This window comes from Pseudoalteromonas sp. T1lg65 (assembly GCF_051930985.1).
Lineage (GTDB): Bacteria > Pseudomonadota > Gammaproteobacteria > Enterobacterales > Alteromonadaceae > Pseudoalteromonas.
In genome coordinates this window covers 1,908,422-1,932,910 of the sequence record NZ_CP196837.1, presented here as the reverse complement: position 1 = coordinate 1,932,910, position 24,489 = coordinate 1,908,422, and the positions used below count along the sequence as shown (strand labels likewise).

The 24,489-nt window shown below is 43.7% G+C and carries 30 protein-coding genes; 5 read left to right on the top strand and 25 right to left on the bottom strand.

Annotation, left to right across the window (positions count from 1 at the left end; all coding sequences use genetic code 11):
- Nucleotides 1-198 precede the first annotated feature (198 nt).
- On the top strand, nt 199-969 hold the full coding sequence (locus tag ACSLBF_RS08330; protein WP_440056143.1) for a DNA/RNA non-specific endonuclease: 771 nt from the start codon (nt 199-201) through the stop codon (nt 967-969).
- 810 nt (nt 970-1,779) lie between these two features.
- On the opposite strand, the gene ACSLBF_RS08325 is transcribed toward ACSLBF_RS08330, so the two are convergent.
- From ACSLBF_RS08325 to ACSLBF_RS08205, 25 genes are all read right to left on the bottom strand, one after another.
- Nucleotides 1,780-2,019 carry a hypothetical protein gene (locus ACSLBF_RS08325; protein ID WP_440056142.1) on the bottom strand — a complete coding sequence of 80 codons (240 nt, stop codon included), beginning with the start codon at nt 2,017-2,019 and terminating at the stop codon, nt 1,780-1,782.
- A gap of 56 nt (nt 2,020-2,075) precedes the next feature.
- Nucleotides 2,076-3,023: a hypothetical protein gene (locus ACSLBF_RS08320; protein ID WP_440056141.1), complete on the bottom strand. Its 948-nt coding sequence runs from the start codon at nt 3,021-3,023 to the stop codon at nt 2,076-2,078.
- The gene (locus ACSLBF_RS08315; protein ID WP_440056140.1) at nt 2,996-3,700 is read right to left on the bottom strand and encodes a hypothetical protein; all 705 of its coding nucleotides are present in this window, start codon (nt 3,698-3,700) and stop codon (nt 2,996-2,998) included. The genes ACSLBF_RS08320 and ACSLBF_RS08315 overlap by 28 nt, the downstream gene beginning before the upstream one ends.
- Complete coding sequence (locus ACSLBF_RS08310; protein ID WP_440056139.1) at nt 3,697-4,182, bottom strand: hypothetical protein; 486 nt, start codon at nt 4,180-4,182, stop codon at nt 3,697-3,699. Before ACSLBF_RS08310 ends, ACSLBF_RS08315 begins: the two co-directional genes overlap by 4 nt.
- Nucleotides 4,179-4,808, bottom strand: coding sequence for a hypothetical protein (locus ACSLBF_RS08305; RefSeq protein WP_440056208.1), 630 nt, complete (start codon nt 4,806-4,808; stop codon nt 4,179-4,181). The genes ACSLBF_RS08310 and ACSLBF_RS08305 overlap by 4 nt, the downstream gene beginning before the upstream one ends.
- Entirely contained in the window at nt 4,801-5,076 is a 276-nt protein-coding gene (locus ACSLBF_RS08300; protein WP_440056138.1) for a hypothetical protein, read from the bottom strand. Before ACSLBF_RS08300 ends, ACSLBF_RS08305 begins: the two co-directional genes overlap by 8 nt.
- 225 nt (nt 5,077-5,301) lie before the next feature.
- Nucleotides 5,302-6,345, bottom strand: a complete 1,044-nt coding sequence (locus ACSLBF_RS08295; RefSeq protein ID WP_440056137.1) for a reverse transcriptase domain-containing protein — start codon at nt 6,343-6,345, stop codon at nt 5,302-5,304.
- Entirely contained in the window at nt 6,342-6,695 is a 354-nt protein-coding gene (gene avd / locus ACSLBF_RS08290; protein ID WP_440056136.1) for a diversity-generating retroelement protein Avd, read from the bottom strand. Before avd ends, ACSLBF_RS08295 begins: the two co-directional genes overlap by 4 nt.
- A 60-nt stretch (nt 6,696-6,755) precedes the next feature.
- Complete coding sequence (locus tag ACSLBF_RS08285) at nt 6,756-8,006, bottom strand: SUMF1/EgtB/PvdO family nonheme iron enzyme (protein ID WP_440056135.1); 1,251 nt, start codon at nt 8,004-8,006, stop codon at nt 6,756-6,758.
- The gene (locus tag ACSLBF_RS08280; RefSeq protein ID WP_440056134.1) at nt 8,006-8,581 is read right to left on the bottom strand and encodes a phage tail-collar fiber domain-containing protein; all 576 of its coding nucleotides are present in this window, start codon (nt 8,579-8,581) and stop codon (nt 8,006-8,008) included. Before ACSLBF_RS08280 ends, ACSLBF_RS08285 begins: the two co-directional genes overlap by 1 nt.
- Nucleotides 8,578-9,381 carry a hypothetical protein gene (locus ACSLBF_RS08275; protein ID WP_440056133.1) on the bottom strand — a complete coding sequence of 268 codons (804 nt, stop codon included), beginning with the start codon at nt 9,379-9,381 and terminating at the stop codon, nt 8,578-8,580. The genes ACSLBF_RS08280 and ACSLBF_RS08275 overlap by 4 nt, the downstream gene beginning before the upstream one ends.
- Complete coding sequence (locus ACSLBF_RS08270) at nt 9,374-10,522, bottom strand: baseplate J/gp47 family protein (RefSeq protein WP_440056132.1); 1,149 nt, start codon at nt 10,520-10,522, stop codon at nt 9,374-9,376. The genes ACSLBF_RS08275 and ACSLBF_RS08270 overlap by 8 nt, the downstream gene beginning before the upstream one ends.
- A complete protein-coding gene (locus ACSLBF_RS08265) occupies nt 10,512-10,841 on the bottom strand; it encodes a DUF2590 family protein (protein ID WP_440056131.1) in 330 nt (109 codons plus the stop codon). Before ACSLBF_RS08265 ends, ACSLBF_RS08270 begins: the two co-directional genes overlap by 11 nt.
- Entirely contained in the window at nt 10,841-13,576 is a 2,736-nt protein-coding gene (locus ACSLBF_RS08260; protein ID WP_440056130.1) for a phage tail tape measure protein, read from the bottom strand. Before ACSLBF_RS08260 ends, ACSLBF_RS08265 begins: the two co-directional genes overlap by 1 nt.
- Before the next feature lie 3 nt (nt 13,577-13,579).
- Nucleotides 13,580-13,723: a DUF6890 family protein gene (locus ACSLBF_RS08255; RefSeq protein ID WP_409076818.1), complete on the bottom strand. Its 144-nt coding sequence runs from the start codon at nt 13,721-13,723 to the stop codon at nt 13,580-13,582.
- 23 nt (nt 13,724-13,746) lie between these two features.
- Nucleotides 13,747-14,034: a putative phage tail assembly chaperone gene (locus ACSLBF_RS08250; RefSeq protein ID WP_440056129.1), complete on the bottom strand. Its 288-nt coding sequence runs from the start codon at nt 14,032-14,034 to the stop codon at nt 13,747-13,749.
- A complete protein-coding gene (locus ACSLBF_RS08245; protein WP_440056128.1) occupies nt 14,024-14,656 on the bottom strand; it encodes a hypothetical protein in 633 nt (210 codons plus the stop codon). Before ACSLBF_RS08245 ends, ACSLBF_RS08250 begins: the two co-directional genes overlap by 11 nt.
- Nucleotides 14,656-15,108: a phage protein gene (locus ACSLBF_RS08240; RefSeq protein ID WP_440056127.1), complete on the bottom strand. Its 453-nt coding sequence runs from the start codon at nt 15,106-15,108 to the stop codon at nt 14,656-14,658. Before ACSLBF_RS08240 ends, ACSLBF_RS08245 begins: the two co-directional genes overlap by 1 nt.
- 10 nt (nt 15,109-15,118) lie before the next feature.
- Nucleotides 15,119-16,219 carry a DUF2586 domain-containing protein gene (locus ACSLBF_RS08235; protein ID WP_440056126.1) on the bottom strand — a complete coding sequence of 367 codons (1,101 nt, stop codon included), beginning with the start codon at nt 16,217-16,219 and terminating at the stop codon, nt 15,119-15,121.
- A 13-nt stretch (nt 16,220-16,232) separates the two neighbouring features.
- Complete coding sequence (locus tag ACSLBF_RS08230; protein WP_440056125.1) at nt 16,233-16,865, bottom strand: phage virion morphogenesis protein; 633 nt, start codon at nt 16,863-16,865, stop codon at nt 16,233-16,235.
- The gene (locus ACSLBF_RS08225; RefSeq protein WP_440056124.1) at nt 16,858-17,331 is read right to left on the bottom strand and encodes a phage tail protein; all 474 of its coding nucleotides are present in this window, start codon (nt 17,329-17,331) and stop codon (nt 16,858-16,860) included. Before ACSLBF_RS08225 ends, ACSLBF_RS08230 begins: the two co-directional genes overlap by 8 nt.
- Nucleotides 17,328-17,765 (bottom strand): head completion/stabilization protein, encoded by a 438-nt coding sequence (locus ACSLBF_RS08220; RefSeq protein WP_440056123.1) that lies wholly within the window; start codon nt 17,763-17,765, stop codon nt 17,328-17,330. The genes ACSLBF_RS08225 and ACSLBF_RS08220 overlap by 4 nt, the downstream gene beginning before the upstream one ends.
- 98 nt (nt 17,766-17,863) lie before the next feature.
- Entirely contained in the window at nt 17,864-18,580 is a 717-nt protein-coding gene (gpM, locus tag ACSLBF_RS08215) for a phage terminase small subunit (RefSeq protein WP_440056122.1), read from the bottom strand.
- Nucleotides 18,581-18,646: 66 nt separating this feature from the next.
- On the bottom strand, nt 18,647-19,699 hold the full coding sequence (locus ACSLBF_RS08210) for a phage major capsid protein, P2 family (protein WP_440056121.1): 1,053 nt from the start codon (nt 19,697-19,699) through the stop codon (nt 18,647-18,649).
- An 11-nt stretch (nt 19,700-19,710) separates the two neighbouring features.
- Nucleotides 19,711-20,607, bottom strand: a complete 897-nt coding sequence (locus ACSLBF_RS08205; RefSeq protein ID WP_440056120.1) for a GPO family capsid scaffolding protein — start codon at nt 20,605-20,607, stop codon at nt 19,711-19,713.
- 191 nt (nt 20,608-20,798) lie between these two features.
- Between ACSLBF_RS08205 and ACSLBF_RS08200 the strand changes: the two genes are divergently transcribed.
- The 4 genes from ACSLBF_RS08200 to ACSLBF_RS08185 are packed head-to-tail and all read left to right on the top strand — an operon-like array spanning nt 20,799 to nt 24,338.
- Nucleotides 20,799-22,571, top strand: coding sequence for a terminase large subunit domain-containing protein (locus ACSLBF_RS08200; protein WP_440056119.1), 1,773 nt, complete (start codon nt 20,799-20,801; stop codon nt 22,569-22,571).
- Nucleotides 22,571-23,629, top strand: a complete 1,059-nt coding sequence (locus ACSLBF_RS08195) for a phage portal protein (protein WP_440056118.1) — start codon at nt 22,571-22,573, stop codon at nt 23,627-23,629. Before ACSLBF_RS08200 ends, ACSLBF_RS08195 begins: the two co-directional genes overlap by 1 nt.
- Nucleotides 23,626-23,940, top strand: coding sequence for a hypothetical protein (locus tag ACSLBF_RS08190; protein WP_440056117.1), 315 nt, complete (start codon nt 23,626-23,628; stop codon nt 23,938-23,940). The genes ACSLBF_RS08195 and ACSLBF_RS08190 overlap by 4 nt, the downstream gene beginning before the upstream one ends.
- Nucleotides 23,940-24,338, top strand: a complete 399-nt coding sequence (locus ACSLBF_RS08185; protein WP_440056116.1) for a 3TM-type holin — start codon at nt 23,940-23,942, stop codon at nt 24,336-24,338. Before ACSLBF_RS08190 ends, ACSLBF_RS08185 begins: the two co-directional genes overlap by 1 nt.
- Nucleotides 24,339-24,489: the final 151 nt, after the last annotated feature.

The following is a 24,489-nucleotide window of genomic DNA, read 5'->3' as shown; positions in this document are numbered from 1 at the left end:
TTAACGGCCAAAATACGCAGCCACTGAAAACCTCGAAACTTTGAGGTATGGTCGAAACTAGTACAATACCCTTTATTGACTCTTACATCTCCGCCGATATCTAGCTCTAACACCCCAATATAAAAAACACTATATTTACATTAAATTGACACAGTTTACCTTTAGCCTTTGTGAAAATTTTTATGCAAGGATTTAAACGTGAAGATTGCATTATTACTTTTACTTACCGCTAGTTCTGCTGCGATTGCAAACTCAAGCAGCTGTAGTAATTATGGTTGCCCTACTGGCGCATCATCGACTAACGATATCGTCGAGCGCCCAATTTATGTATTAAGTAACAACCGCAAGACCAAATTTGCCGATTGGGCAGCCTACAAAGTAACCCCTAAAACCATTGATGGCCCTAGTCGCTCACGCACTTGGAAGGCAGATCCAAAAATTTATAGTAGATACACCTTGGAACCTAACGATTACCAAGATGCATGGGCAACCATTCAGACAGATAGAGGACACCAAGTTCCTCTCGCCTCTTTTTCAAATACTGACCATTGGAGTGATACAAACTACCTGTCAAACATCACCCCGCAGTCATCTAACTTAAATCAAGGACCTTGGGTGCAATTGGAAAATGCAGTAAGAAGCGTTGCCAGAACAGGTGACAATGCCTACGTCGTAACTGGACCTTTATACGAATACTATTTTGCAACCCTACCGCAGGCGAATGAAGCTCACACCATCCCTTCGGGTTATTTTAAAGTGGTATTCACCGTTATCGGCTCAAATGTGAAAGCATCCGCTTTTATTATGGAACAAACATCAAGTCGATATTTGGATTTTTGCAGAACCGAAGTCACCATCGATGAAGTTGAAGCGCGCTCTGGATTGAACCTTCTGCCAAGTTTACCCAGTTATCAAGCAACTGACGTTGAGGGCAATATAGGCGGGTTAAGCTCACGGTTAGGTTGCTAAGCCATTAAGCTGCTGGTTTTCTAGTCGCGCTCTTGTTCAAGCCCAATACTGCATTGGGCTTGTTTAACATAACCTATTAGATGACATTGAATACACAAGTACCTGTTTACCATTCACTGTATACCAATATCTATTTATCAGAAGATATCTACAAGCAGTAAAAACAGTTTTAATGGGGATCATTCACTGTAACAAAAGAGCGCAATTATAACCCCAACAACGCCAAGGATTACACAAAATACGTATAGTCAATTTGCTTCTGCATCCATTATTTTTCGAGATTTAAAGTATAGTAACAATTAAATTCCACCCAAATACTCGACCATATCGAAATATCTATACTCTCTCATTCATGAGCAGTCCTTTTCCTTGTTATTTTGCGCCTTACTCTTAGTCACGCTATATGCGATAATGTAGCAAACCAAACGTTCTTGATTATTGTGTTGTGTAACGCCGTGAAAATGACTAATGAATAGAAGCTCTGTAAGGGGCTCGTACCATGATTACTCGCAACATAAACGGCCTAACCGCCTTTGATTAATAAAGTAAGCCACTGATTTTATGATAAATAACAACCAGCATAATGACTCTAACAACAATCAAAATATCGCGACCATCTACTGGCACGATTATGATAATACAAATGCAATGTATTGATTTATATAACCTTTGTTATTAACAATAACGTATGGCACACACAACCATACACACACTCACAACAACAAATACTAATGACTTTTTAAACAACTTGGACCCGTTTAGACTATGAGTGCTAACACCATTGAAGTTGAGTTAGCTTCTATCATATTTTTATAGTGTCTTTATCGCATCAGTTAGCTTTAAGTCTGTATCTTCAATACTAATGTTATTAAAAGCAGTGATCTGAAAGTTAAAAATCAAATCAACATCAAACTCACCAACGTTGTCTAATATTTGCTCTTTAAGACCTTTCGACATGTCAAAATTTTTAACACCCCAAACAAATTTAGATTGACTAGTTGCACCACCATAGTTGAATGTGGCGTGATAAAAAACGTTTCTTGCGATCATTCCTCGGCTTCCAATTCAGATATTTGCACAGCTTAATCACAAAATCTGTGGGTAACTTAACCCACGATAGGATCTAAATCCCCTTTGAGTCCTTGCGCATCTGCTGCATATGCAGAAAAGTCTCCCGATTGTGCGGGTGGTTTGCCAGGGGGGTGAATGTGGGATGATAGAGTTTTGTTGGTATCACTGACAATGACAATTAAATCGCAGAGAATTTGCAATACATTTACTGAGTCATTGCCGACCCAAACTGTAGTGCCCTCTACTTTTGCAAGCTCTGCTGCTTTTGCATGCAGCGTTTTAAGCGACTCTAACGTTAGGTTGTCATGTGCTTTGACTTCAAGCGTTTTTTGACTCCCAATGAGCACCCCTTCAAGTGCGGTGATTAGAGCTTTTTCACCGACCACGGTTTTTAGCGCGCCCATCACCTCATTAACCTGATTGCCGTCTATTTTTAGGATGTCGTGTGTATCTATGCTGCAGGTGCGTTGGTGATAGCTTTGTTCACTTTTGCGTGCTGTTGTTTTGCTCGTATCACTGGTTTGGGTTATATCGCCGTCAGTGTTTAAGTGCCAGTTTCCGTCGCGACCTTGTATTTTGCTTCGGCTGTTTTGTTGCAGTGTTACGTCGGTGCGTTTGTGTTCTGGTACTAAGCTGCGCCATGGTAATAAACTGGTGATCACTGGATGGCTGTTTAAACCATCGATGTATTGTATTAGGCAGTGCATACCTGGTGCAGGTTCATTTAATAAGCCGTGATCGGATGCTTGCCCTGTGCCAAGAGTTACTTGCTGAAACACAGGAACGTCCAAAGGCTCGCAAGTTAGCGGGTTTAATAACTGTATGTCGGCGGCTTTTAATGGTCTAAATGCGGTGCTAATTGCAGCGACATCACTTGGCAGGTCGTATATTTTTTCAATACGTGCTAGCTGCGGCAGGTGTTTACGCTCGCTCAACTCTGGAAAATAGCGCTGTATTAGGCGCTTAATGGCTTGTTTGACCATCGTATGTGCATCCTGTCGTTGATTAGGGTTACTTCGGTAATGTACCGCCCATTTAGTTTTATGCCTGGTCTTAGTTTTGGGATAGCTATTAGCTCACCAGTGGTTGAGCTTTTAGCGGTTATTGTATGCTCTGGAAAGTCATTGATAGCTGCGAGCGGCCAACGTGAGTCGCGCCAACTTCCGACAAATATTTTGCCGTCTGGGCGCTGCTGAAATATAAAATCATTAATGCCCCATACTTTACCAATTTGCCTTAGTGCCTCAACACCTGTGCCGCTGTGATAAAACGCTGGCGTTATTTGATTTAAATACTCTGCGTTTTCAGGGGTTACGAACTCAACACCCAGTTTTGTTAGTTCATCAAGCACGGCTGTAATTGTTGCGTGACGAACAGCCAGTGGCGCGGGAAAGCTTAACGCGCCGAGTAATTCACGGCAGGTTAAATACCAACGGCCATTGGCGTGGTGTTTTGACTCTATGACGCCTAGAAAATACGGGATCATATTATCTAGCGTGTAACCTAGGTGCAGTTCAACCAAGCCGCTTGGCTCTTGCTCTGTGAACACTTCAAACTTTGCGCGGCCAGCGCTGGCAATATCGAGCTGTACTGTTTTGCTTACTATGTTAGTCACTGTGCTGCCACCAATCGTTAACGTATTTGATAGGCGGGTGCTCATGGCCCTTCTACCTCAGCAAATTTATTTTGCACATCGTCGTTACTGGTTGTTGCTTGTGCCTCGGCGTTGGTGCTGGCTTGTTCATCTAGCTGCTGTTGCTCACGTTCTGAGACTGATTGAACTTCAACGAGCTTAAAACTCACTTGCCATGCCTTTTTGTCTTCAAGCTCAGTGGCTTTTACTTCGCCATCAAACTTTGCTTTGCGAATTTTATATGCCTCGGCTAATGCATTGGTAATGGTGTAAACAACACGGGCGCCGTTTTCGTCTAGCGCTTTTGATTTAGCGATAATGGCTGCTAGCTCGCTTTCATCCAGCATGGGTATTTTTGTTTTTACAGTTATTAAACCTGGCTTAACACCCTGATCACTACTTAGCGCAAAGCTACCAAACCCCGACATATCACCACCTGCTAATTTTACCGATGCATCAACACGGGTTTCAAACCCCGGTATGTTCCAGCCATCAATTGCTAAGCTCATAACACCTCTTTAATTTTATTAAGTTCGCCCATTTCACCAACGAATAAACATAGTGCCCAGTAGCTATGTTCATTGCCTTTGCTAGCAACTGAGTCGGCTAGCTGCTTTGCTGTGCCTGCTGTTATTAATTGCACATCTACCCCGCTACTTTGAGCGGTGAATTGCGCTTGATTTAACCGCTCGTCGCGGGCTGTTTTTAGCTCTGCTGTTTGTGTTAATGCATCGTCAATAGTGGTGATTAATTGCTGGCCGCTGCTATTTATTGTGGCGAGTTCGTCCGCTATTAGCTGCTCACGAATTGGTAATAGGTTTTGCAGGGTGTTGATTTGCCATTCGATACTTTGGCCGTCATAGGTTACGAGCTGAGTTTGCTCTAATGTACTTTGGCTTTTTGCATACCGGCCGCAGGCGATAAACTCAGGGATTGGGCAGTATTCGTTTATTGATTCCAACTTACTGGCAAGTGCTGCGGGATCGGTTGCACTCACTGATAACAATAAACCGCCATAGCTTGCTGGTTTATCGGTGCGCGAGTCGTCTTTAATGGCAGACGCAAGCAACTGCGCGCCCACTTGCATTGAGCAAGGGGCGGCAGTTTGGTGATAACAAAGCGCTACGTTATGCATTGTCATGCAGTGGGTAGCGAGTTTTGATTTCAGCTACTTTGTCTTGCCACTTTTGGTATGACACAGGCGTGCCGTCGTATTGTGCTTCCATGTATAAAGGGTCTGACTCGGCTTTGTAAGCGGCTTGGCGCTTTTCAACATTTTGGCTTAGCTCAAACTGCTGCTGATTTAATACTGAGTCGATTTGCTCTTGGTCCATGCCTAAGTTTTGCATGTACTCAGCGGTTGTATTGCTGTGGCTTGCGCCTTTGTAGATATATGTAAACATAGTTTTACCTTTTAAATGGAGTGTTAAATAACTTTAGCTTTATGCTGTGCGTGTTGGCATGGCTTGCATGGCCCAACCACGATTGCACGCATTGGTTTATTTCGGCTAGTGTCACTTTGCCTTGTGAAAACTCTTTTCTAAACTTTTTTAGCTTTGTGCTTATTCTCTTTACACTGCTTTTTCTTAGCAGTCTGTGGTTTGCAAATATTCTGTACCCTAAAAAGTCTAGCGAGCGGCCTCGCGTTTTGCTATTGGGAACACCTGCGTTTTGCTGTTTGTTTTTAGCCGTAGGTTTTTATATAAAAACCCCTCTATTTTTTCTCTGTATTCATGCAGCGCCCTTTTGTCATGGTGAATAATTGTAAAGTCATCCATGTAACGAATGTACCGCCTTGCTTTTAATGTGTGCTTTGCAAAGTGATCGAGTTCGTGCAGATAGATATTTGCAAATATCTGACTCGTTAAATTACCGAGCGGAATGCCCACTCCAGCTGCGTCGCTTGGGCTTTTATCAATAATGTAAAAAAGCAGATTTCTTGTTCTTTGGCATTTTAACTTTGCGCCTAAAATGCTTTTTAATATTTGATGATCAATGCTTGAAAAATACTTGCTTATGTCTGCTTTTAGCGCATAGGCTTTGCCGTTTTCGCTTTCTACTTGCTTAATAAATCGTTGAGCTCTGTCGGCTCCGGCATGCGCTCCCTTGCCTTTTCTACATGCGTAAGAGTCATAGATGTATTGTTTGTCGAACAGCGGTTTGATTACATTGCAAATTGCCCGATGTATAACGCGGTCTTTAAAGTGCGGCGCTGAAATTAACCGGCGCTTTGGCTCAAAAACATAAAAATGCCTATACGGTAATACACTGTACATTTCCCACATTAGCTCGTTTTGTATCTGCACTATGTTTTCTTCAAGGTTATTAAAGAACGCAAGCGCCGATGCTGACGTGGTTTTTCCTTTTCTGCACTGGTATGCAGCATTTAATATATTTTCAAACTGATATATCTTTTCATAAGTACAGCCAATCGACGCATCAACTGGCTTTATTTCTTTTTCAGCAATTGCTGAGGAAGCTGCATCCTTTTCAAAGTCGCACTGACAACCCCCCTTGGGGATATTGCTTCTGGCATATTCAAGAGCGGGACGAAAACCGATATTACTGTTCGCATTCGAACGGCCATTGCTGAGGTTGAGCGCGCCCAAGCCAGCGTTCGAGCCATTGTTCCAGTTGCCGCCACGTAGCGGGAATCGATTCCGTGCATTCATAATGCAACTGCCTGTTTATTCTTTACTGATTTAATCCAACCGCCGAGCATTTTGCCAATCTCTACCAAGCGCTCTATCCATAATTGATACTTTTTTGTATCTATATAGCGTAGTTCTTTAGCCAAGCGAACTTGTCGCTTTAATATTGCGAGCTCAATATCTAACTCTGTCAATGTTGTTTTTTTATGGTAGCGCTTAAATGCAGTAACTATTAATCGCTGCAACTGAAGCATAGACTTTCGTATCTCTGCTGCTAGCACATGCTTTTCATGTTTTGGGAACTGCCGTATAGCTTGATACCCGTACATCAACATATCTCTGCATTTTTCTTCTATTGCTAGCGCGGTCAAATTAATCTCCTTTTATGTTATTTCCGGGCTATCGCCCGGGGTTCAAATTTCAATAACCAATTACGCAAAGAAAGCGGGACGAAAACCGATACCACTGCTCGCAAACGAACGGCCATTGCTGAGGTTCAGCGCGCCCAAGCCAGCGATCGAGCCATTGCCCCAGCCGCCGCCACGTAGCGGGAATCGATTGCCATAATTTCGGCAGTAGATTGCACCCGATACAGTGGTTGTTGATTCGGATTCAATAAGCAAGCGGCGTAAAATCTCGACCTTTTGATACGTTTCTGATTTTGTAATAGCTGCAAAATGGCTGTTTGTTAAATATGGGTTGTCGTTACTATCTTCGCCCACTGGGCCATTACGGTTTGTAATTGCGCTGTTAAGCACTGGAGATCCAGCACTGCCTGCGCCTTCTGTGTTTGCGACTGGTGAGTCAAAATAAGCTGAATGCTTGATCCAGTTTTCCTCTACGATTTCTGGGTTGTTATCTAGCGTAGTAATTACCTGACCTTCACTTAGCGTCATTTGGTCTAGCCACTCCCACACGTTACCTACTAGGTCTTGGATGCCCCAGTCTGTGTGGTCGTGCGACCATGTTGCAGGGCCTTTACCTGTGTCGGTTCTTGCAAGCCCTGACGCATCCCCTGGGATGCCATTGTCCGAACGGCGTGCAGTTTCTAATTTGTTTTCGTGGCTGCGGCCATAGTTTGTATTGCCGCGTGGCACGGTATCATTGGCTAGTGACCATAGTGCGATTGCAGCCCATTCGTGAATGCTCATCATGTGCCAGCCTGCGCCCTTGTTGTTACACAGCGCTTTTGCTACATCGTAGTTAACTGATGTACGTGGCTGCACACCACCAATTACCGAACAGCCGCCATTAGCGCCTGATGATGCTAGGTATTTTGCAATGAGTACCTCACCCATTTGCTCGCCATTACGCTGAAACATGGTTGGCGTACCTGTGCCTAGCATTAAGTCAACGCCCAAACGATCAAGAATGGCTTGGTTAATGTCTTCGTAATTAAAACGCGGGATGCGCACCATAACATTTGGGTTGCCCTGTTCATCTATTACTACTGTGTTACGGCCACCTGATGCATCTTCGATTGCTTTGCGGTAGCCGTCTGATGCAACGATTGCCAGTTGCGCCGAGTTTGCGGCAACTTGCTGATCAAGTGCGGCTTTTTTACTGTTGTAGTCGCTGGCTAGCGCGGCTGTTTTTGAGTCTATCTCGGCTGCTTTGTTTTCTACCGCTGTAACCACACGGTCTGCCGCTGTTACGATTTCGTTGATTTGTTCAATGCTCATCATAGTTCCTTAGTAAATACTGTAAAATCTGACATTAAGAAATAGTTGCGCAACGTGCGGTACATGTTGTTTACCTGCGCGGTTGCTGTGGTTAGTGATAGTGCGTTTAGTGCATCAATTTGCGGGCTGTAATCAAACATCCATGATTGCGCAGGGATGGTAATGCGAGCCAGTGCCGCCGCTGCTGCAAACTTAAGAACAAACGATCGGTTGTGTACGTTATTTACACCTTGGCGTTTGCGCTGAAGCGGCAGGTAATCGACGGCTAATAATGTGCCGTTTTGCGTTACTAGGCCTATCCAGTTGTAATCAAAGTCGCCAATATCTTGCTCTAGCACCACGGCCCATGCAACGGTGTTTGCGTCAACATAGCCAGACACATCAATATTGCGACGATGCGTTATTCTTAACGAGCTCGGCATTTGCTCATTTGGGTTGCGCTCAGCGTGCTCGTTTAAATTTGGTATGTTTGCAAACACCAGTTCTTTTACATCAAGCCCTTTGTTTTCAAGTGCTCGGGTGGTTATGTAACTTCTTCCGGCGTTGGTCATAATGCCGGTGATGGCTTCGCTCATAGTATCTCCTTGGCGATACTGACACCGCCCTCTTTACTTAAAAATCCATAGTGATGATGTGCAGCAATAACATGCTGTACATCGGTGGTTATTGATTGATGTGCGGTGTTGCTCACTACGTTATCGAGCCCTAAAAATTGATATAGCAACTCAGTAGGCAGTGTGTGTTTTACGTTATGCGCAATTGCATGCAGTGGCGCGTGGCTGCTTTCGTTTTGCAAGTCAATAAAACCATGGCTGTATTGCTGCGCGGCTTTATTTTGTGCGGCCAAATGCAATGTGTGATCAATGTGGCAGCTATCCCATTGCACAAGCGTTAGCCCAAGACTCATTATTACATCAGCTTTGTTATGTACGGTTAATTCGTAGCGGCGGCATGTACGGCCATATAGTTGTATTAGCTCTGGGAGTAAATCGGTATTACCTGCAAGGGTTGAATCCGTCATATCAATGGCGATAATGTCCCAATCTCGGCCATCGATGCGTTCACGCACGTTTAGTACCTCCAGCCCAAGACGGTCAAATATACTTTTAACGGATGCGACTTCACCGGCATCTATCGTATTTACCAGTGCATGCTGCACACGCTTTCTGTATAGCTCTATTGGTTCGTCATCTAAGCGGGTTGTTAAGCGCTCCCACGCAAGGAACCCGAGCACAGGCTCTTCGTTTTGTGACTCATCTTTTTGGTTAACTGCCCACATTACGTAGTCGCGTGATTGCTCCCAGTAGCCGGTTACCGCTTTCACCAGTTTTTCGGCGTAGCCTTTGTTGAGCCAGGTAGCAATTTGATTAGCCATTTGCTACCTCGGTTACTGTTAGTGACGCCAGAACCGGTAGCCAGTTGGCCGCTGTAATATCGTCTATATCAAACTTGATAGATTGCAATTCACTAAATTGTTCGTGGCACTCTGCTATTAACTGGCTAATACTAAATACAGTTTTATGCGCTACACGTGTTGGTGCATAAGCTGCATTTTGCCTAAATGCGGCTTGTATAAATGTTGTTAATTCACTCTGAATGCTGTCGCTTTGTGGGTGTAATTTATAGGTAGCGGTAATATCAAAGCCTGTGGTTGCCATGGCGTAAACCATAAAGTCGTCACCTAAACCATGGTGGCCTGCACTGCGAATATGCTGGTTAATCGCGCTAAGCAATGCCGATGGCACGGGGCCTACATCTAAATAAATATACGCATTTGCAGTGCCTGGACCGCGGGGTGCGCCATTTTGTATTTCAATGTTTTCTATTGGTACAGCAAAGCTTGCAATAATTTGTTTGTACACGGCGTTAATGTGCCAGCGTGCGGCAGTGCCAAATACATTACGGATGCGCAGGCGGTAATTCTCGGTACTTTCATCGTCGGAACCTGGCTTAATTAACCAATCCTCATTGTTGGTTACGGTAATTCCGTCTTGTTTTTCTGTGAAGTAGCGATAAGCATGGGCGGGTAAGTTAAATGCGGCGCCGGTGTTTTGAGCTTCTGCTAGTGCATATGCAGTGCTTTGGGCGTCGCTGAAATAAACATCTTGCAACAATGTGAGCTTATAAACAGTATCGCCAAGCACATCAGTTACAACCTGCGTACCAGCAACAATAGCGCTTTCACCTTCAGTGTTGATACGGGTGAACGTGAGTATGCCTTGTGCTTTTAAGCCTGCTTGAATAAATACATTACGCGCGGGGCCGTGGCGTTCAATTAACGCTGTGCGGCTGGCAGTCATAATAAATAAATCGGGCATTAATTGCTGGGCTATCCAATTAAAGAGCTGTACAACGGGCTTTGTGATCAACGCTTCAACAGTTCGCCAGAACGGGCCAAACGGTGAGTTATTGGCAACCTGTATGTTTTGTTCTTTTAGTTGTTCTTGCCATTGCGCTTGTGCTGTTTGCTCATCCATCGGCAAGCCTGCGTTTTGCATTAGGGTTTTAAAGTCCACTTTGTAGGCCTCCGTATTGACGCGTTTGCGCGGCGATGTTTAATGTACCGTCATCATTACGTAGTACTTTTATCGTACCTGGCTTAATGCGGTTGTCTTGCTCTGTGAGTAATTCAAGCTCTGTTAAAATGGGGGCTATGCTATTTTTATTACGTAGGCCAACAAGCTTAGTTAATATGCCGCTTTCTAAAATTCGGTGTTTAATATCCTGAGCGATAACATCGGCTTTTTTTAACGTTGCAGGATCTAACGAATCATTAAGAACAAAGTCGTTATCTTCAACTGCCAAATCAATGTGTAGTGCAATATCAAATTCCATTAGCCGGCTAACTCCATCATTTGTTCAAAACTTTGCGCTAGGTCATCTGATTTGATGGTTAGGCTATCAATATGCACACTCTTACGATTATCGCTCTCGCTTGAGTTGCTGCTACTTGTGTTGTTGGTTAGGTTTTGTAAAAACGCTGACTTTTGCACTTTGGCTTTATAGCTATTACTTTGCTGTTGTTGCTCGGTGCTTAGTTGCTCCACTTTGTATGCGCTGTTATTTGCTGCGTTGGTAATTGCTTGATCTGTTTTGTTGGTTGGGAACGGCTGCACAGGTGTTACAACTTGATCTACATTAGCAAGTTGCACACTTGAGCTATCAAATACAGGCGAGTTAGCCGCGTTAGTAAAATTGTTAGCTGTATTAGCAACTGTATTTTGTAGCGCCAATTGTGTGGCTAATTGTGTTAATTGACCACTTTGTCCAACATAGTTATTTGTAGCTGTACTCGATGCGGCTTTGTTAATTTCATCATTTGCTGAAACTGTATTTTGTAGCGCTGATTGTGTGGCTAACTGTGTTAATTGATCACTTTGTCCAACATAGTTATTTGTAGCTGTACTCGATGCGGCTTTGTTAATTGCATCATTTGCTGAAACTGTATTTTGTAGCGCTGAATGTGTGGCTAACTGTGTTAATTGATCACTTTGGCCAATATAGTCATTTGTAGCTGTACTCGATGCGGCTTTGTTAATTGCATCATTTGCTGAAGCATAATTATTAATAGCTGTAGCCGTTGGCGATATGCTGGTTTGTGTGTTTGTAATTACTGAGTTAACTGTATTGTTTAACGCGCTGGTTTGTGCCAGTTCGCTATTCATTTTATTTACAGCATTATTGCTCTGTAATTGTGCGGCTGAATTTATACCCGCAGTATTATTAATCGAGTAAACGGTATCATTTGCTGCAGCATAGTTAGGTGTAACTTTGTCGCCTGGTAACTGTGCGGCTTTGTTAATCACAGCTTGGCCGTAGTCGCGGCTGAATGCTTGTTCTGCATTTTGCATGACTAAATTGCTAGGCTGAGCACGGTTAATGTTTTCGTGTGTTGAGGTTGCCTCTGTTTTTATTTTTGCCTCTGTATCGTCAATCAGGCCGAGTTTTTCAAGCACCCATTTAACGCTATCAATTACCCCATTAAAGGCCGCTTTTACACTATCAAACACCGCCATTAATACTTTGCCCCAGGCGGTATTTTGAAACGCATCGACTAAATCATCCCAGTAATAAATAAGCGCCCCAACTGCCGCGATGAGCGCAATAACACCTGCTACCACCCACGTAATTGGGTTTGCCCAAAGCGCCGCATTAAATAACCACGTAGCCGCTTGACCTGCGAGCATAACCGCTTTAAATGTGCCAATAGCAATGGCCGCCGCGCCCATCGTTGCAATGAGTGATAAAAAGCCCAGTACACGCAGTGCGATTAACGCCCCCTGCCATAGTTTTGTTAGAACGGTTAAACCACCGGTCAGTGCAGCAGTTGAAACGATCGCCATTTTATACAGGCCCATCGTAAAAATAATGATGCCATGCACAGTGATCAACGCGACGATAACCACAACGAGCGTTGCGATCACGCTTGATAAAAATGAGAATCGCTCAGTCAGTGACACAATGCCCGCAAAGCCGGCGGCGAGCATTTCAACGAACGGCTCAACCACAGGCAATAAGCGGTTACCCATTGCGGTAGCCGCTGCATTAAATGAACCGCCTAAACGATCCCATGGGCTGGCAATGATGTTTGCCATCTCCAAGGCTTTGGAATTGTCTTGCACGTTTTCAAAAACAGTGATGCCGTCTTTTAATTTGTCTACCTTAGTACTGAGTACATCAACGGCTTTTGCACCTTGTTTACCAAATATTTGGGTAAGTACATCGCCACGCGCTACAGAACCCAGCGAGGATAAGCGGTTATTAATACGCCCTAGCACCACATCAATTGCGAGCATGTCGCCGTTATCAGCAGTTAATTTTATGCCTAATGCATCTTGCGCTTTACCAATCCCTTGTAATAGTGAAGCCGCTTGTGTACCAGCCACTGATCCTGATTTAGCAACCAGTTGCAGTTCGCCCACTAACGCGAATTGTTGAGCCGAGCTTAAGCCAATGTTTGTCGCAGTCGCCCCAAGGTTTGAAAACGCGGCTTGCATTTCTGCACCGGTGGTTTTGTATAGCTGTACGGCGGTGGCGGTTTGCCCTGCTATTTGGTTTACCCAATTCGCTTTGCCCATCTTATTAGCTGTTTTTTCAAAGATGCCATACATGGTGCCCATATAACTGGTGATGGTGGCCGCATCCGCTTTGGTCGCTACGGCTAATATGTTTGATGTTTTGGTGAACTCGGATAGCTCAAACCCATTTAAGCCATTAATGGCTGATTGAATATCGTAAGCACTGCGAACAAACTCGGCAGAGTTACCACCAAATTGAAAACCAAACTTATAGGAGGTTTTAGTCAGTTGTTGCAAGGCGTCGTCAGTAACGCCCAGTGATTGCACTTCACCTAAAGCGGCAACGTGATCAATAGCGGGCGCAAGTGATTTTGCAAGGGCGTAACCACCACCGACGGCTGTGGCTGCGCCTCGCATCATTTGATCTTGGGCGGCGGCGGTTTGCTGGCTCAGCTGATTAATTTTAGCCATGACTTTATTAACCGGCCCGGTGACTTTGTCAATGATGCCGATTGAATAAGTAAGCTTGTCTAATTTGCTGAGTGTTGCCATTAATTACTCGCCGCCTAATGCAGTGCAAATGCCGTTATTTACGGCAGTTACAAAGTTTTCTTGCTGTGATGTTTCAAGGTAAAGCGCCTGTGCCAAGCTCTCGTCAGTTACTGGTAAATTGCCAAAATATTTAGCGTGGTATGCCAGTAACTGATCAAGCCTGCTTTTGCCTATTTGCTTGGCTCGGCTTTCGATTTTTTTACTGTAAAATTAAACTCGGGTTGGTATTCTTCAACAATGACTCCCACTAAAAACAATGCGGCACCCGGTTGCTGTACCAGCTCTTTGAGCTTTTTAGCGTCGGCTTCAACCACTGTGTTTAGCAAAAAGTTAGTTGCCGGCTGCACCTTGTTATTCGGCTGAGTCGAGTTAATGTATTTGTTATAGTCAGCGCCATTGACGTTAAATGTAATGTCGCCAAAGTGGGTTTCTAATGTGATGTGTTTCTCAAACGCCATGATCAATACTCTCTTTAATATCTGCTTGTTCTAGCAGTGTGTATGTAAAATAAGGGCCGTACTTGCCCGCAGATTGCTCGCACAAAGCAATAAACTCATCAAAGTCGTTTGGGCTTGCAAACACTTGGCAACCGGCTGACCACTTATCAACTTGTGTTGATGTGGTTTTGCTGTTTGCGCGGTGACAATTGATACCAAAGTAACCTTGCTGTAGCAGTGCTTGGGGTGTGACGTCCGTGTCTAACTCGGTGTCTTGATTGTTGTCACGTAAAACAACAACAGGTTTATGTTGTACAAGGGCGCGGTATTTGCCCTGGTGATAACCCAATGTCCACAGGCTTTTATGCTGCCCTGCAATTAGCACAGCTGTACCATCTACATTAATTGGGTGTTTACGCCAGTAAATACCGGCATCCGTTGTGGCTTTATACTGCTTAAGTTGCCATTCGCCACCTTGTTGATACAACACACAAATAGCATCATTAAATGTGTTAGCACGCGTATTTGCATGACGAACACCTATGATGTTTAGGTTTAATTCACCCTCAAATACTTTGTGACCACACGCTTTCATGGTGTTAAGTAATGTTGTTGCTGTTAGATTGCGAATGGCTTTTGACATTACAGATCTCTCACTTCATCAGCGGTTAAATAAGGCACACCGTTGATTTTTACAAAATCAGGGCTGGTGATTGGGCATTTAATTGAGGTGGTATCCTCTTCGCCGCCATCGGCCTTGATGTTAATAATTTCATCTAATTGCGGTAGACAACCAAAGGCTTCAACATTCTTTTTGCCCGCTGACACCTCAGCATTAAAAGCAACATCAAAAGGTTCAATGCCTTTCCAGCTACCTGCTTGCTCTGCTTGAGCCTGCACAATTAACCAGTTTTCATGGTCAAGTTTTAGTGTTACCTCACCTTCGACAGGGCCATCAATAAAGCCTTTTGGGATACCGCGTACTTTTTTTACTGTGCGGCCGTCGGTAATTTTTACAGTGGCTTCCATGACATGCACCATTGAATTACCAATGAAAATGTCAAAGTCCTTACCGCCTAATACTTTCTGCGTCATGATGCTGTCCTTACTCTGCGTCGTCTAACATGATCCCAACAATAATGGTGCTTGGGGAATCAATCGGTTTTACTTTAAGCACGACTTGTAATGTACGCGCATCCATAAATGTGAGGTTGATACTGTCGTCTTTTGGTGCGTCAATCAGACCTGGGAACTTGTCAGCACCAATGTTAATTGATTTGCTCATATCACGCAGTGGCTTACCCATTACGCGCTTACCAAATTCAATACCACTTGTACTGTTGTTTAAGCGACGGTTTTTGATTTGTTGAATAGCTATGATGCGCACAGCACGCGCAGCTTTATCGACAATCCGGCCTGTTTCAATCTGCTGAAAATCACCGCCTTCAGCATCCAACATGTTGACGTCGCCAAAATAAACACCATCAAAATCAGGATAAAACTGGGTGCAACTAAAACGCAGTGCATCTAATGCTGCTGTGGTTGCATTGGTCAGCGGGTTGCCTGCTGCATCTTCTGGCAGTGGCATGAGTGACATTGCGCCAGTTAGTACGCGCATTGGGCTATCAGCAATGGTTACCGAGCTTTTACATAAGCGACCTGTTACTGCGCCCAGCTCGTCACCAAATAGTAATGGCACAACAGCCACACGTTCACCAACAACACCATCCGTTAACGGTTGTAATGCAGTGACTAAATCAGACCAGTTTTGACCATCAGTTAAACCAGGTGCAGCAAGTAAGAAACGGACACGACGAGCAAGGCTTGATAAAATCTCTAGTGCTTTGGCTTGATAACTTTCAATTTCGGCTTTACCTGTTACAGATGTACAAACAACGATAATTTCGGGGCTAACATCTTGGTCCATAGCCTGGTCAATAAGCGCCATTACATCATCACCCGCTCCGTGAGAAATAGCGTAGCCACTTACTAAGTCATCGCCGTTGCGCTGCCATGCTTTAACTTGGGTTTTTAATGGTGAGTCGGCTTCGCCAAGCAAACTATCAAAATCGCTTTGTGCATTAATTGCTAGAATGCTGCCGTTGTTCTCTGGTGCTTGACCTAAAAACAACACACTACGCTCTACTTCTTTGGTAACACCACTGCCTGTTTGAATGGCGGCAACCGAAACTTTACCCTGTGCCATAATCGTTCCTTGTTTACGCCACTTGCATGGCTTTGTTTAAAATAAAACTCTGTTGCTCTTTTTGTTCAGCTATCGTCTGCCCTAAAAATGAGCGGGCGGGCAAGTCAATTTGCCATTTGCTCTTACCTGAGCCGCCCTTTAATTCTCGTAGCAAAAATCCCGCTTGGTTTTTACTTAAGTGCTCTGTTATCCATTTTATGCTGGGGCGTTTGCTGCCCTTCCCTTTGCCTCGTGGTATTTTGTAACCTGCGGCAATTAATGCCCTAGCTTGATTACGCGTTGCCAAGCCTTCCTTACGCTGCTCACCATTGTTTTCTGGTGCTTGCGCAGTAATGCTTATTCCTTCTTGCTGCGCTCTGGCTATTTTGCCAGTGCGTGTATCTTTAAAATAAACGCTGGCATTATTTGGCCCGTACCGCACTTTCATTCGACGCTTTAGCTTTGTGAGCATTTTTTTCTTGCGCCCGTTAGCTCTGCCTTTCCACGTTTTACCCGTTAGATCTTTTTGTTGGGTTATTCGCCCTTTACCACTGCGGTTCGCGGCTCTTATCGCGCCCCGTAACAAGTTACGCCGTTTATTTGGCTTGAGTTGTAAAAACGCTAACTGCTCTCTGCTTTCGCCTTCGTCAAATTTGACGTTAAGCACGGCTTACTTCACCATGCAGCGTAAATGCTTCTGCTATCCAAAGGCTTTGGTCCCCAAAGTCATAACGGATGCCGTTTAATTCAAACGGGCCGTTATCTGATTGCGTTAATTCGATATTTTCGCAAAGTTGGTCAATCGTTAGTTCAACTTCATTAGTGTTGTCGTCGTTGACATCGGCACTAAACTCAATGTCAGAGCTGTCGTACTTACCGCCGTTTTTCTGTAACCAAATCGATGCGAATGCACATATCAATGCAGCTGGTGCAGCGCATGGGTTTATACTGATCACCCCTGAATAGTAAAATCGCGCTGCTAACAAGCCATTACCATGGATTGTTTTACTGCTTGGCTCTATTCGGCCACCTTCAATCCAACAATCAAATTGCTCTGGTTTCGCCAGCATACGGCCTTGGTATAGGGCGCTTTGCAAATGCTGTTTTAGTTGCTCTATTTTGCTCGCGCTCATAGTAGCTCTACCGTTGCAGTGGTACTTAATCCAACTAGCAAACGCATATTGTTTACAAATTGATGTAACCAATATTCATAGTTATCAATATTTGCTTGCTGCTGTGCAGCGGCGTTATCTCTATGTGTGCTTCCCAATCTGCTAATTAGCGTGTTTGCTTTAGCTTTGCTATATACCGCCAAATTGTAAAACAGTGCTTGCTGAGCATTTAAAGGTTCACCATTGCTAAGCATAACCTTGTCGAGTTCTTGATTGACCTCGGCTTGCGCTGCTTTTAACTTGTCACAGATCACATCTGCTTTGTTCGCATATTCGCTGGGGATAGCAAAGTGTGCTATAAAATAAGCTGTGCTCAAGTCGGGGTAATACCCATTACCTGGAACGACTTGGTCATTTGCTTGTACCTCTGCCAACGGCATGTTTGATATGTTCACTTTCTACCCCTTGTTAATTAGTGTGGGCGCCACTTAGTCGTAAGCAGCCAATCAAATACTGTTAACTGGTTACGCTAAGTTGCCCACTGGCGTTGGAGCTATTTCAAAGTCAGTTGCTTTTCTATTTTTTCAATTAGCGTTTTAACACCCGCTTTTTCATTTATCTGTTGCGCAATTTTTCCGAACCGGACTGCGTTACCATAGTTATGCTGTGTAGCTTCTAATTTGGTCGCAATGGCGTATAACTTCCCGCCTGCGATTTCGCTGCCCGTCCAGTCTTGGTTGCGTGTGGCATACATTACTTGTTGCAGTGTAAGGGCCATGTTTGCCAATTCATCTTCTGTGCAACTGTTTTGCAAGTACCAATTTGCAGCATCGTATAGCTGATCAATTAAGAACGTTGGCCAGTGTTTGGTTGAAAATACGGTTGGTAGTGGTTGCTTTTGTTCTACAAGCAGTGGCAAAAGCTCAATTGCTTGGTTCCACCTTTTTAAATCAACTAACCAAACAAATACCCAAGCAAGAACCATATTTGGATAGTTATCACCACGTAACCGGTATTGTGTTAAGAATCCAAGATAATCATTTTTCTCAATCGCCTTGGCCTTGTAATCCGCTTTATCGTTTATATCGCCAAATGTTTTTAATTGAGCCAAGTCCGAGTTCATAGCCGCCTTAAAAAACGCGTACTCGGTTTGCGTATCTAGGTTCTTTTGCGCTTTTGGCTCGGCTTGAGTCTGCGCATGCGTAGGGTTGCTTTTTGGTACTTCGCTATTTGTTTTGGCTTTGTTTAACGCTCTTTGAACTAGGCTCATATAAAAACACTCTTTAAAAGTGCCGCCAGCATGCAGCTAGGCGGCAAAGTTTCACTTACAGGAGAATTAGGACCACGTGCCATCAGCATTTTTGTGGATTTTTACTGAATCAGATTCGATGTAGGCAACCTTTTCTAAATCTTCTACGTAGTAACAGGCGTTGCGTGATTCATAGTCTTCTACCCGTTTTTTCTTGGCATTATTCTCAATGCTCATTCTTATAGAACCCGACTGAATGTAATGGCTGAGGTTGTCAAAGCTGGTAACAAAAATACCTCTTGGAGGGAAAAAGGAGACTTGAAAGCTCGGTAAGCCCCCATAAGTATTAATGACCTGAGACATTTCTACTTTTTGCTTTTCACTGGGTGTATGGGCATTTTTTGCATAATGCTTACCTTTGTCTTTAGCGATCAGCTCATCACCAATAATTGCCACGAGCCCAACACGCTTATGGAGTGGGATAAACTGAACCAAGTCATGCACTGCACAATCTAAATTTTCGTAATCTCCATCTTCGCCTATACGAATTTCATCAACTCTCACATTTTCGCCGTCTGCCCCATCTTTAATTGCTCTATCAGGTGCATCATTTCTAATATGCTGAAGCCAGCCAATGTTGACGTCCTGCATCATTGGATACTCAGCTAAGTTAGTAGACTCAGCAACATGAGTCCCATACCAGCCGATCTTAATAATATCCAATGCTTTTTGTTGGCTTACATGGTTGCGGTAACGCTCATGAAAATCAGGGAATTTCGCCCAAGCGTCCATTTTTGCCCATGTTAAGTGAGTATCTACCTCTTCAGGAAAGCACTCATACTTACGGCTATCTAGCTTTGACGCATCTTTTGTTTTACGCTCTTTCGTATCATCTTTTTCCACTCCAGCGCGACCTGTTACCCCGGCCCCTGCACTCAGAAATAGTGACTCACCTTTAATCTCATCTGGCATTCCGTGGTTGATACGAGTAAGAAACTCAGCTGATTCATATACTTTATCGTATAGTTTTTGTTCTAAGCTCGGTTCAACTGCAAAGTTATCGGATACATTGGGTACACCGTAGTTTTCAGCCAATGCACGACATATTGAATTAAATACTTGAGTTGTTTGTGTACGCATTGCTTGTGTCCTTACAGTAGATTCGCGTATTTACCGTCATCGCCTGTAGGCTCGTCATCGGCATCAGTTGTGTTGTCGGCTTCAGTTTTAGAAAGTGCGTTAAACTGGTCTTGCAGCTTTTTAAAATCTTCGCCCTGTTCTTCAATTTTTTTGCTTAGTTTGGTGAGCAGTTCCGTCTGCTCGGTGTTTTCGGCTTCATTGCCTTGGCCTTCATCCTGTTGGCCTTGTGCTTGCTGCGTATTTTTACCAAACGCGGTCATCGAATCCGCGATTGTTTTAAAGTGTGGTGCAAGCGTATCGGCTACAGCTTTGCCAATGTCCGCTTTGTCTTGGTCTGTTAATGGCATCATTTCGTCCTTGTTAAATAGGTTTCTAAAAAATGGTTTTTTAGGCGTTTTATCATCAGGGCTGTGCAAACCAAGATCAGCGCGAAAAGAAACGTCCTTGTTATCTATGCCCTGTTGTTTATTAAACTTAGCTCTTGATGTGTAGGTGCTTGCAGGGTAATCAGTGACCGCTAATCCTGTTAAATACGTTTTATTGGAGCCTTGAAAGTTACGGTCAATTTCCATCGAAAAATAAACATGCTGATCAGCTTGATTAAGCTGCACAAAGCTAGCATTTGGTGCAAGTATCGCGTATAGCACTTGTACGCCGTCTTCATTTTTTGATGTGCTTACTTCTATTACGTCGCCAAGCATGCCACCATTTACTTTTACCGATGATAAGGCTTCCGCTTTCCAGCCCGACCAATCTGCATAATGGTCAATATTAATTCGAGCGCCATACTTTTTTGGATTGTATGTTTCAGCAATATCGTTAATGTCTTTTTCAGTGATTTCTCGACCATCGACTGTTAAACCAACCGCTGCAATTGCAAGTGGTACTGTACGTAATTGACCTGGCATGTAATAACCTGTTTAATGCGTTTCGCTTATTAACTTGCAATGAGTTTGCACGCTATTTTTGGTTATTTCTAATGCTTTAACTTTTTGAAATTCCTATATTTACCTTTTAGGAAGTGTTAGGTTTTTAAGTAACAGATTCGGCCCGTTTTTATCCTTAAACTGCAACTATGGATAATAAATAAGGGTGCAGGATGCAGCCAAAGTACGGGCCAGAGGTTCGCAAGCAAGCGCAAGACTTGTATGTTGTGCAGGGTTATACATTTGATGAAATAGCCGAATTGCCCAACATGCCAAGCGCCAGAAGCATTAGACGCTGGGCTGATGATGGTAAGTGGGCCGACATGTGCCCAAGTTATAATGCCGAAATGGCATTTAGCCGCCGTATTAATATCCTAACCGACAAACCTGAAAAGAACGAAGCGGATTATATAGAGTTAGAGTTTTGTACTCGCCAGCTTTGCGCCCTAAATAAAAGTAAACTTGCCCCTGCACCTAAACAACGAGCCGCCAATGATGATGGCAATACCGTTAGCCAAACTACTGGAAATACCAAAAAGAAGAAAAACAAGAAAAATGATTGCTCGGGTATTACCGTTGAAATGCTCGACGAGCTTAAAGAAAAGTTACTTTACCCGCACCAATTACATTGGTTTGAAAACCAAGACTACCGAAACCGATTTATATTAAAGCCGCGCCAAATTGGCGCCACTTTCTACTTTGCTTTTGAGGCGTTTTATGACGCGGTAGTAAATGGCCGTAACAAGATTTTTATATCTGCATCGCGTGATCAGGCTGAAGTATTCAAAGCCAACATTATCGCGCTAGCTCGTGAGCACTTTAATATTGAGCTTACAGGCTCGCCTATGGTGTTGAACCTCAAAGGCGGCAAAACCGTTAAGCTTATTTTTAAATCGACTAACGCAAGAACTGCTGCATCTGAAAGTGGCGATTTATATATTGATGAAGTGTTTTGGATACCAAAATATAAAACGTTACGCGCACTTGCGGGCGCAATGGCAACCCATAAACATTTGCGGATCACCTACTTCAGTACGCCATCTGTTACCAGCCACGAAGCATACGATCATTGGAATGGTAAATGGTTTCGTAAAACTAAGGCCTGTAACGACCCCGAATTTGCAATAGATTGCAGCCATAAAGCTTTAAAAGAAGGCCGCTTATGTGAAGACGGCATATGGCGGCAAATGCTTAATGTGCATGATGTGGTTAACTCTGGCTTTGACCGCATTGATATAAAAGTTTTGGAAAACGAGTATTCACAGGACGAGTTCGACAACTTGTTCATGTGTAAGTTTATTGATGATGCACACAGTGCTTTCAATCTCAAACAAATTATGGCGTGTGTGGGCGAGTCAACTAAGTGGGACGATTTTGACGAAGAGTTTGAACGTCCATTTGCATTAAAGCCTGTAGTGATTGGTTTTGACCCTGCCCGATTCGGTGACAAAGCATGTGTTGCAGTTTTAAGCCTACCAATGAAACCAGGCGAAAAATTTAGACTACTCGAAACGCTTGATTTGAGCGGAAACGATTTTGAGGCCATGGCCCGCGAGATAGAAGAGCTGACCCACAAATACAATGTACAACATATTGGCGTTGATACAACCGGTATGGGTTATGGTGTTTGGGAGCTAATCACCGCATTCTTCCCAAACGCGGAGCCAATTCACTATAACCCAATCATTAAAAACCAAATGGTTATTAAGGCGCTTAATGTTATTAAAAACCGCCGCTTTGAGTTTGACAAAGACGCGGTAAACATTGCCAGTTCTTTTATCAACATTCGCCGTAAAGTGGTTGGCGACCAAATCACCTATGCCACAAACCGCACTGAAACAACGGGCCATGCCGATATTGCATGGGCAATTATGCACGCCATGAAATTTGAACCTTTAGACGGTAACACAATGGGCCGTCAAACATCTGTAGGGATAGCAGCTTAATGGATAAGCCGAGGATAAATGTAAAAAGTGGCGAGACGCCAAACTATACAGCAATGAGCGATGTATTTAGTTTTGGAGATCCCGAACCATGTTTAGATAACCGGTTGACCGATTACACCGGAGTATTTGCAGACAGTAACGGCATTTACGCACCACCCGTTAGTTTATATGGGCTGGTTAAGCTGTTGCGAGTTAATGCCCAGCATGGGCCTATTTTAGGCTTTAAGCGCAACATGATTTTAAAGTGGTTTAAACCCAACTCAGTGCTTAGCAACGAGGCATTTAAAAAGTTTGCGTATGATTTCCTTTGGTCTGGTAATGCTTATCTACAAATCATCAAAAACAAGTTTGGTCAAATCATTCGATTACGTCACTTACCTGCACTAACCATGCGCTATACCACCGAACGTGGCGTATACGCACAATTGAGTAATCGAGCTTTAGAGCCAATCCGATTTAAAGCGGGTGAAGTTATTCACGTTAAAGAGTATGACCCCGCGCAAGGTATTTATGGCATACCAGAATACTACGGTGGTATACAAAGCGCATTACTCAACGAAGATGCCACTCTATTCAGGCGCCGATATTACAAAAACGGCGCACATATGGGTTTTATATTTAGCATGGCTGATCCAAATCTTAGCATTGAAGATGAAAACAAATTAAAAGACGCTATCAAAGACAGTAAAGGCGTGGGTAACTTTAGAAGCCTATTTTTCAATTTCAGGAGCAATAAGGCCGACGCTGAGAAGTCTATCAAAATAACGCCCGTTGGTGATATATCAACTAAAGATGAGTTCGAGCGCATCAAAAAAATTACGCTCAACGATATGTTAAGCATGCACCGTGCTCAAGAAGCCTTGAGCGGACAAAGCTCCGGCGATAGCCCGGGCTTTGGTGATTTAGATAAAATCACCCGCGCATACTACAACAATGAAGTTGTGCCACTTCAGCAGACGATGCAAGGCATTAATCGCTACTTGCCAGCCCATTTACACATTGATTTCGACATTCCAGAATACTCCGATTTATACCCGAATAAGGACAAGGCCGCATGATAGATATGGAATATCTAAAACACATTTTTCAATTTGTGGTGATCAGCTTGGTCGCTGCCGCAATACAGCTTTACTTGAGCCCGCATGCGTTCACCTTTGCGCGTTATTTTTTTAATGCGCTAATGGCATTGCTAGCCGCGTATTTGGTATCGAGTTTTTGTGACTTTTGGCAAGTGGCAGAAAGCGCTCGACCAGGCTTTATTGGCGTAGGCGCTTACTTGGCTCCCCACCTATTCAATGGATTAAATAATTTAGGTCAGCGATTTAGCAAGGATCCGCTGAAAGTCATAAACCAACTAAGGAGAAAGTAATGGGTTTGCTATCAAAAATCTTTAGCGTTGGAGCAGCAGAACCCGTAAGCGCGATCGGCGATATCCTAGATGAACTATTTACATCTGATGAGGAAGAGCTCAAGCTTGAAGCTATAAAGCTCCGACTTTTACAAAAGCCACAATTAGCACAAACAAAAATCAATGCAGTTCAGGCAACACACCGCAGCATATTTGTTGCGGGTGCTAGGCCATTTTTGATGTGGGTGTGTGGGCTAGGATTTCTATTTGCGTTTGTCATTAACCCTACTCTTCAATGGCTTTGGCCTGAAATAGGCTCGCCAGCTCTTCCGCTTGAGGTAATGATGGAACTTACCCTTGGTATGCTTGGCCTCGCAGGGCTGCGAACAGTAGAGAAGATAAAAGGCGTGTCTAAATAGTACTAAGTGTTCAATTGTTTTAATGGTATTTATAATTAGTTCAAACATGTTAGGAGTCCACAAAATTGTCGGACTCCCAATACTAAACATAGAAATAATACTTACACCAAAAAAGTTACTATTTACTTATTTTAATAATAAAGTTGTAGCG

What these genes read in the sequence shown, in the direction of transcription:
- ACSLBF_RS08325 (WP_440056142.1), bottom strand. Translation starts at nt 2,019, where the DNA reads ATGATCGCAAGAAACGTTTTTTATCACGCCACATTCAACTATGGTGGT.
- ACSLBF_RS08320 (WP_440056141.1), bottom strand. Translation starts at nt 3,023, where the DNA reads ATGGTCAAACAAGCCATTAAGCGCCTAATACAGCGCTATTTTCCAGAG.
- ACSLBF_RS08315 (WP_440056140.1), bottom strand. Translation starts at nt 3,700, where the DNA reads ATGAGCACCCGCCTATCAAATACGTTAACGATTGGTGGCAGCACAGTG.
- ACSLBF_RS08310 (WP_440056139.1), bottom strand. Translation starts at nt 4,182, where the DNA reads ATGAGCTTAGCAATTGATGGCTGGAACATACCGGGGTTTGAAACCCGT.
- ACSLBF_RS08305 (WP_440056208.1), bottom strand. Translation starts at nt 4,808, where the DNA reads ATGCATAACGTAGCGCTTTGTTATCACCAAACTGCCGCCCCTTGCTCA.
- ACSLBF_RS08300 (WP_440056138.1), bottom strand. Translation starts at nt 5,076, where the DNA reads ATGTTTACATATATCTACAAAGGCGCAAGCCACAGCAATACAACCGCT.
- ACSLBF_RS08295 (WP_440056137.1), bottom strand. Translation starts at nt 6,345, where the DNA reads ATGAATGCACGGAATCGATTCCCGCTACGTGGCGGCAACTGGAACAAT.
- ACSLBF_RS08285 (WP_440056135.1), bottom strand. Translation starts at nt 8,006, where the DNA reads ATGAGCATTGAACAAATCAACGAAATCGTAACAGCGGCAGACCGTGTG.
- ACSLBF_RS08280 (WP_440056134.1), bottom strand. Translation starts at nt 8,581, where the DNA reads ATGAGCGAAGCCATCACCGGCATTATGACCAACGCCGGAAGAAGTTAC.
- ACSLBF_RS08275 (WP_440056133.1), bottom strand. Translation starts at nt 9,381, where the DNA reads ATGGCTAATCAAATTGCTACCTGGCTCAACAAAGGCTACGCCGAAAAA.
- ACSLBF_RS08265 (WP_440056131.1), bottom strand. Translation starts at nt 10,841, where the DNA reads ATGGAATTTGATATTGCACTACACATTGATTTGGCAGTTGAAGATAAC.
- ACSLBF_RS08260 (WP_440056130.1), bottom strand. Translation starts at nt 13,576, where the DNA reads ATGGCAACACTCAGCAAATTAGACAAGCTTACTTATTCAATCGGCATC.
- ACSLBF_RS08250 (WP_440056129.1), bottom strand. Translation starts at nt 14,034, where the DNA reads ATGGCGTTTGAGAAACACATCACATTAGAAACCCACTTTGGCGACATT.
- ACSLBF_RS08245 (WP_440056128.1), bottom strand. Translation starts at nt 14,656, where the DNA reads ATGTCAAAAGCCATTCGCAATCTAACAGCAACAACATTACTTAACACC.
- ACSLBF_RS08240 (WP_440056127.1), bottom strand. Translation starts at nt 15,108, where the DNA reads ATGACGCAGAAAGTATTAGGCGGTAAGGACTTTGACATTTTCATTGGT.
- ACSLBF_RS08235 (WP_440056126.1), bottom strand. Translation starts at nt 16,219, where the DNA reads ATGGCACAGGGTAAAGTTTCGGTTGCCGCCATTCAAACAGGCAGTGGT.
- ACSLBF_RS08225 (WP_440056124.1), bottom strand. Translation starts at nt 17,331, where the DNA reads ATGAGCGCGAGCAAAATAGAGCAACTAAAACAGCATTTGCAAAGCGCC.
- gpM (WP_440056122.1), bottom strand. Translation starts at nt 18,580, where the DNA reads ATGAGCCTAGTTCAAAGAGCGTTAAACAAAGCCAAAACAAATAGCGAA.
- ACSLBF_RS08210 (WP_440056121.1), bottom strand. Translation starts at nt 19,699, where the DNA reads ATGCGTACACAAACAACTCAAGTATTTAATTCAATATGTCGTGCATTG.
- ACSLBF_RS08205 (WP_440056120.1), bottom strand. Translation starts at nt 20,607, where the DNA reads ATGCCAGGTCAATTACGTACAGTACCACTTGCAATTGCAGCGGTTGGT.
- ACSLBF_RS08200 (WP_440056119.1), top strand. Translation starts at nt 20,799, where the DNA reads ATGCAGCCAAAGTACGGGCCAGAGGTTCGCAAGCAAGCGCAAGACTTG.
- ACSLBF_RS08195 (WP_440056118.1), top strand. Translation starts at nt 22,571, where the DNA reads ATGGATAAGCCGAGGATAAATGTAAAAAGTGGCGAGACGCCAAACTAT.
- ACSLBF_RS08190 (WP_440056117.1), top strand. Translation starts at nt 23,626, where the DNA reads ATGATAGATATGGAATATCTAAAACACATTTTTCAATTTGTGGTGATC.
- ACSLBF_RS08185 (WP_440056116.1), top strand. Translation starts at nt 23,940, where the DNA reads ATGGGTTTGCTATCAAAAATCTTTAGCGTTGGAGCAGCAGAACCCGTA.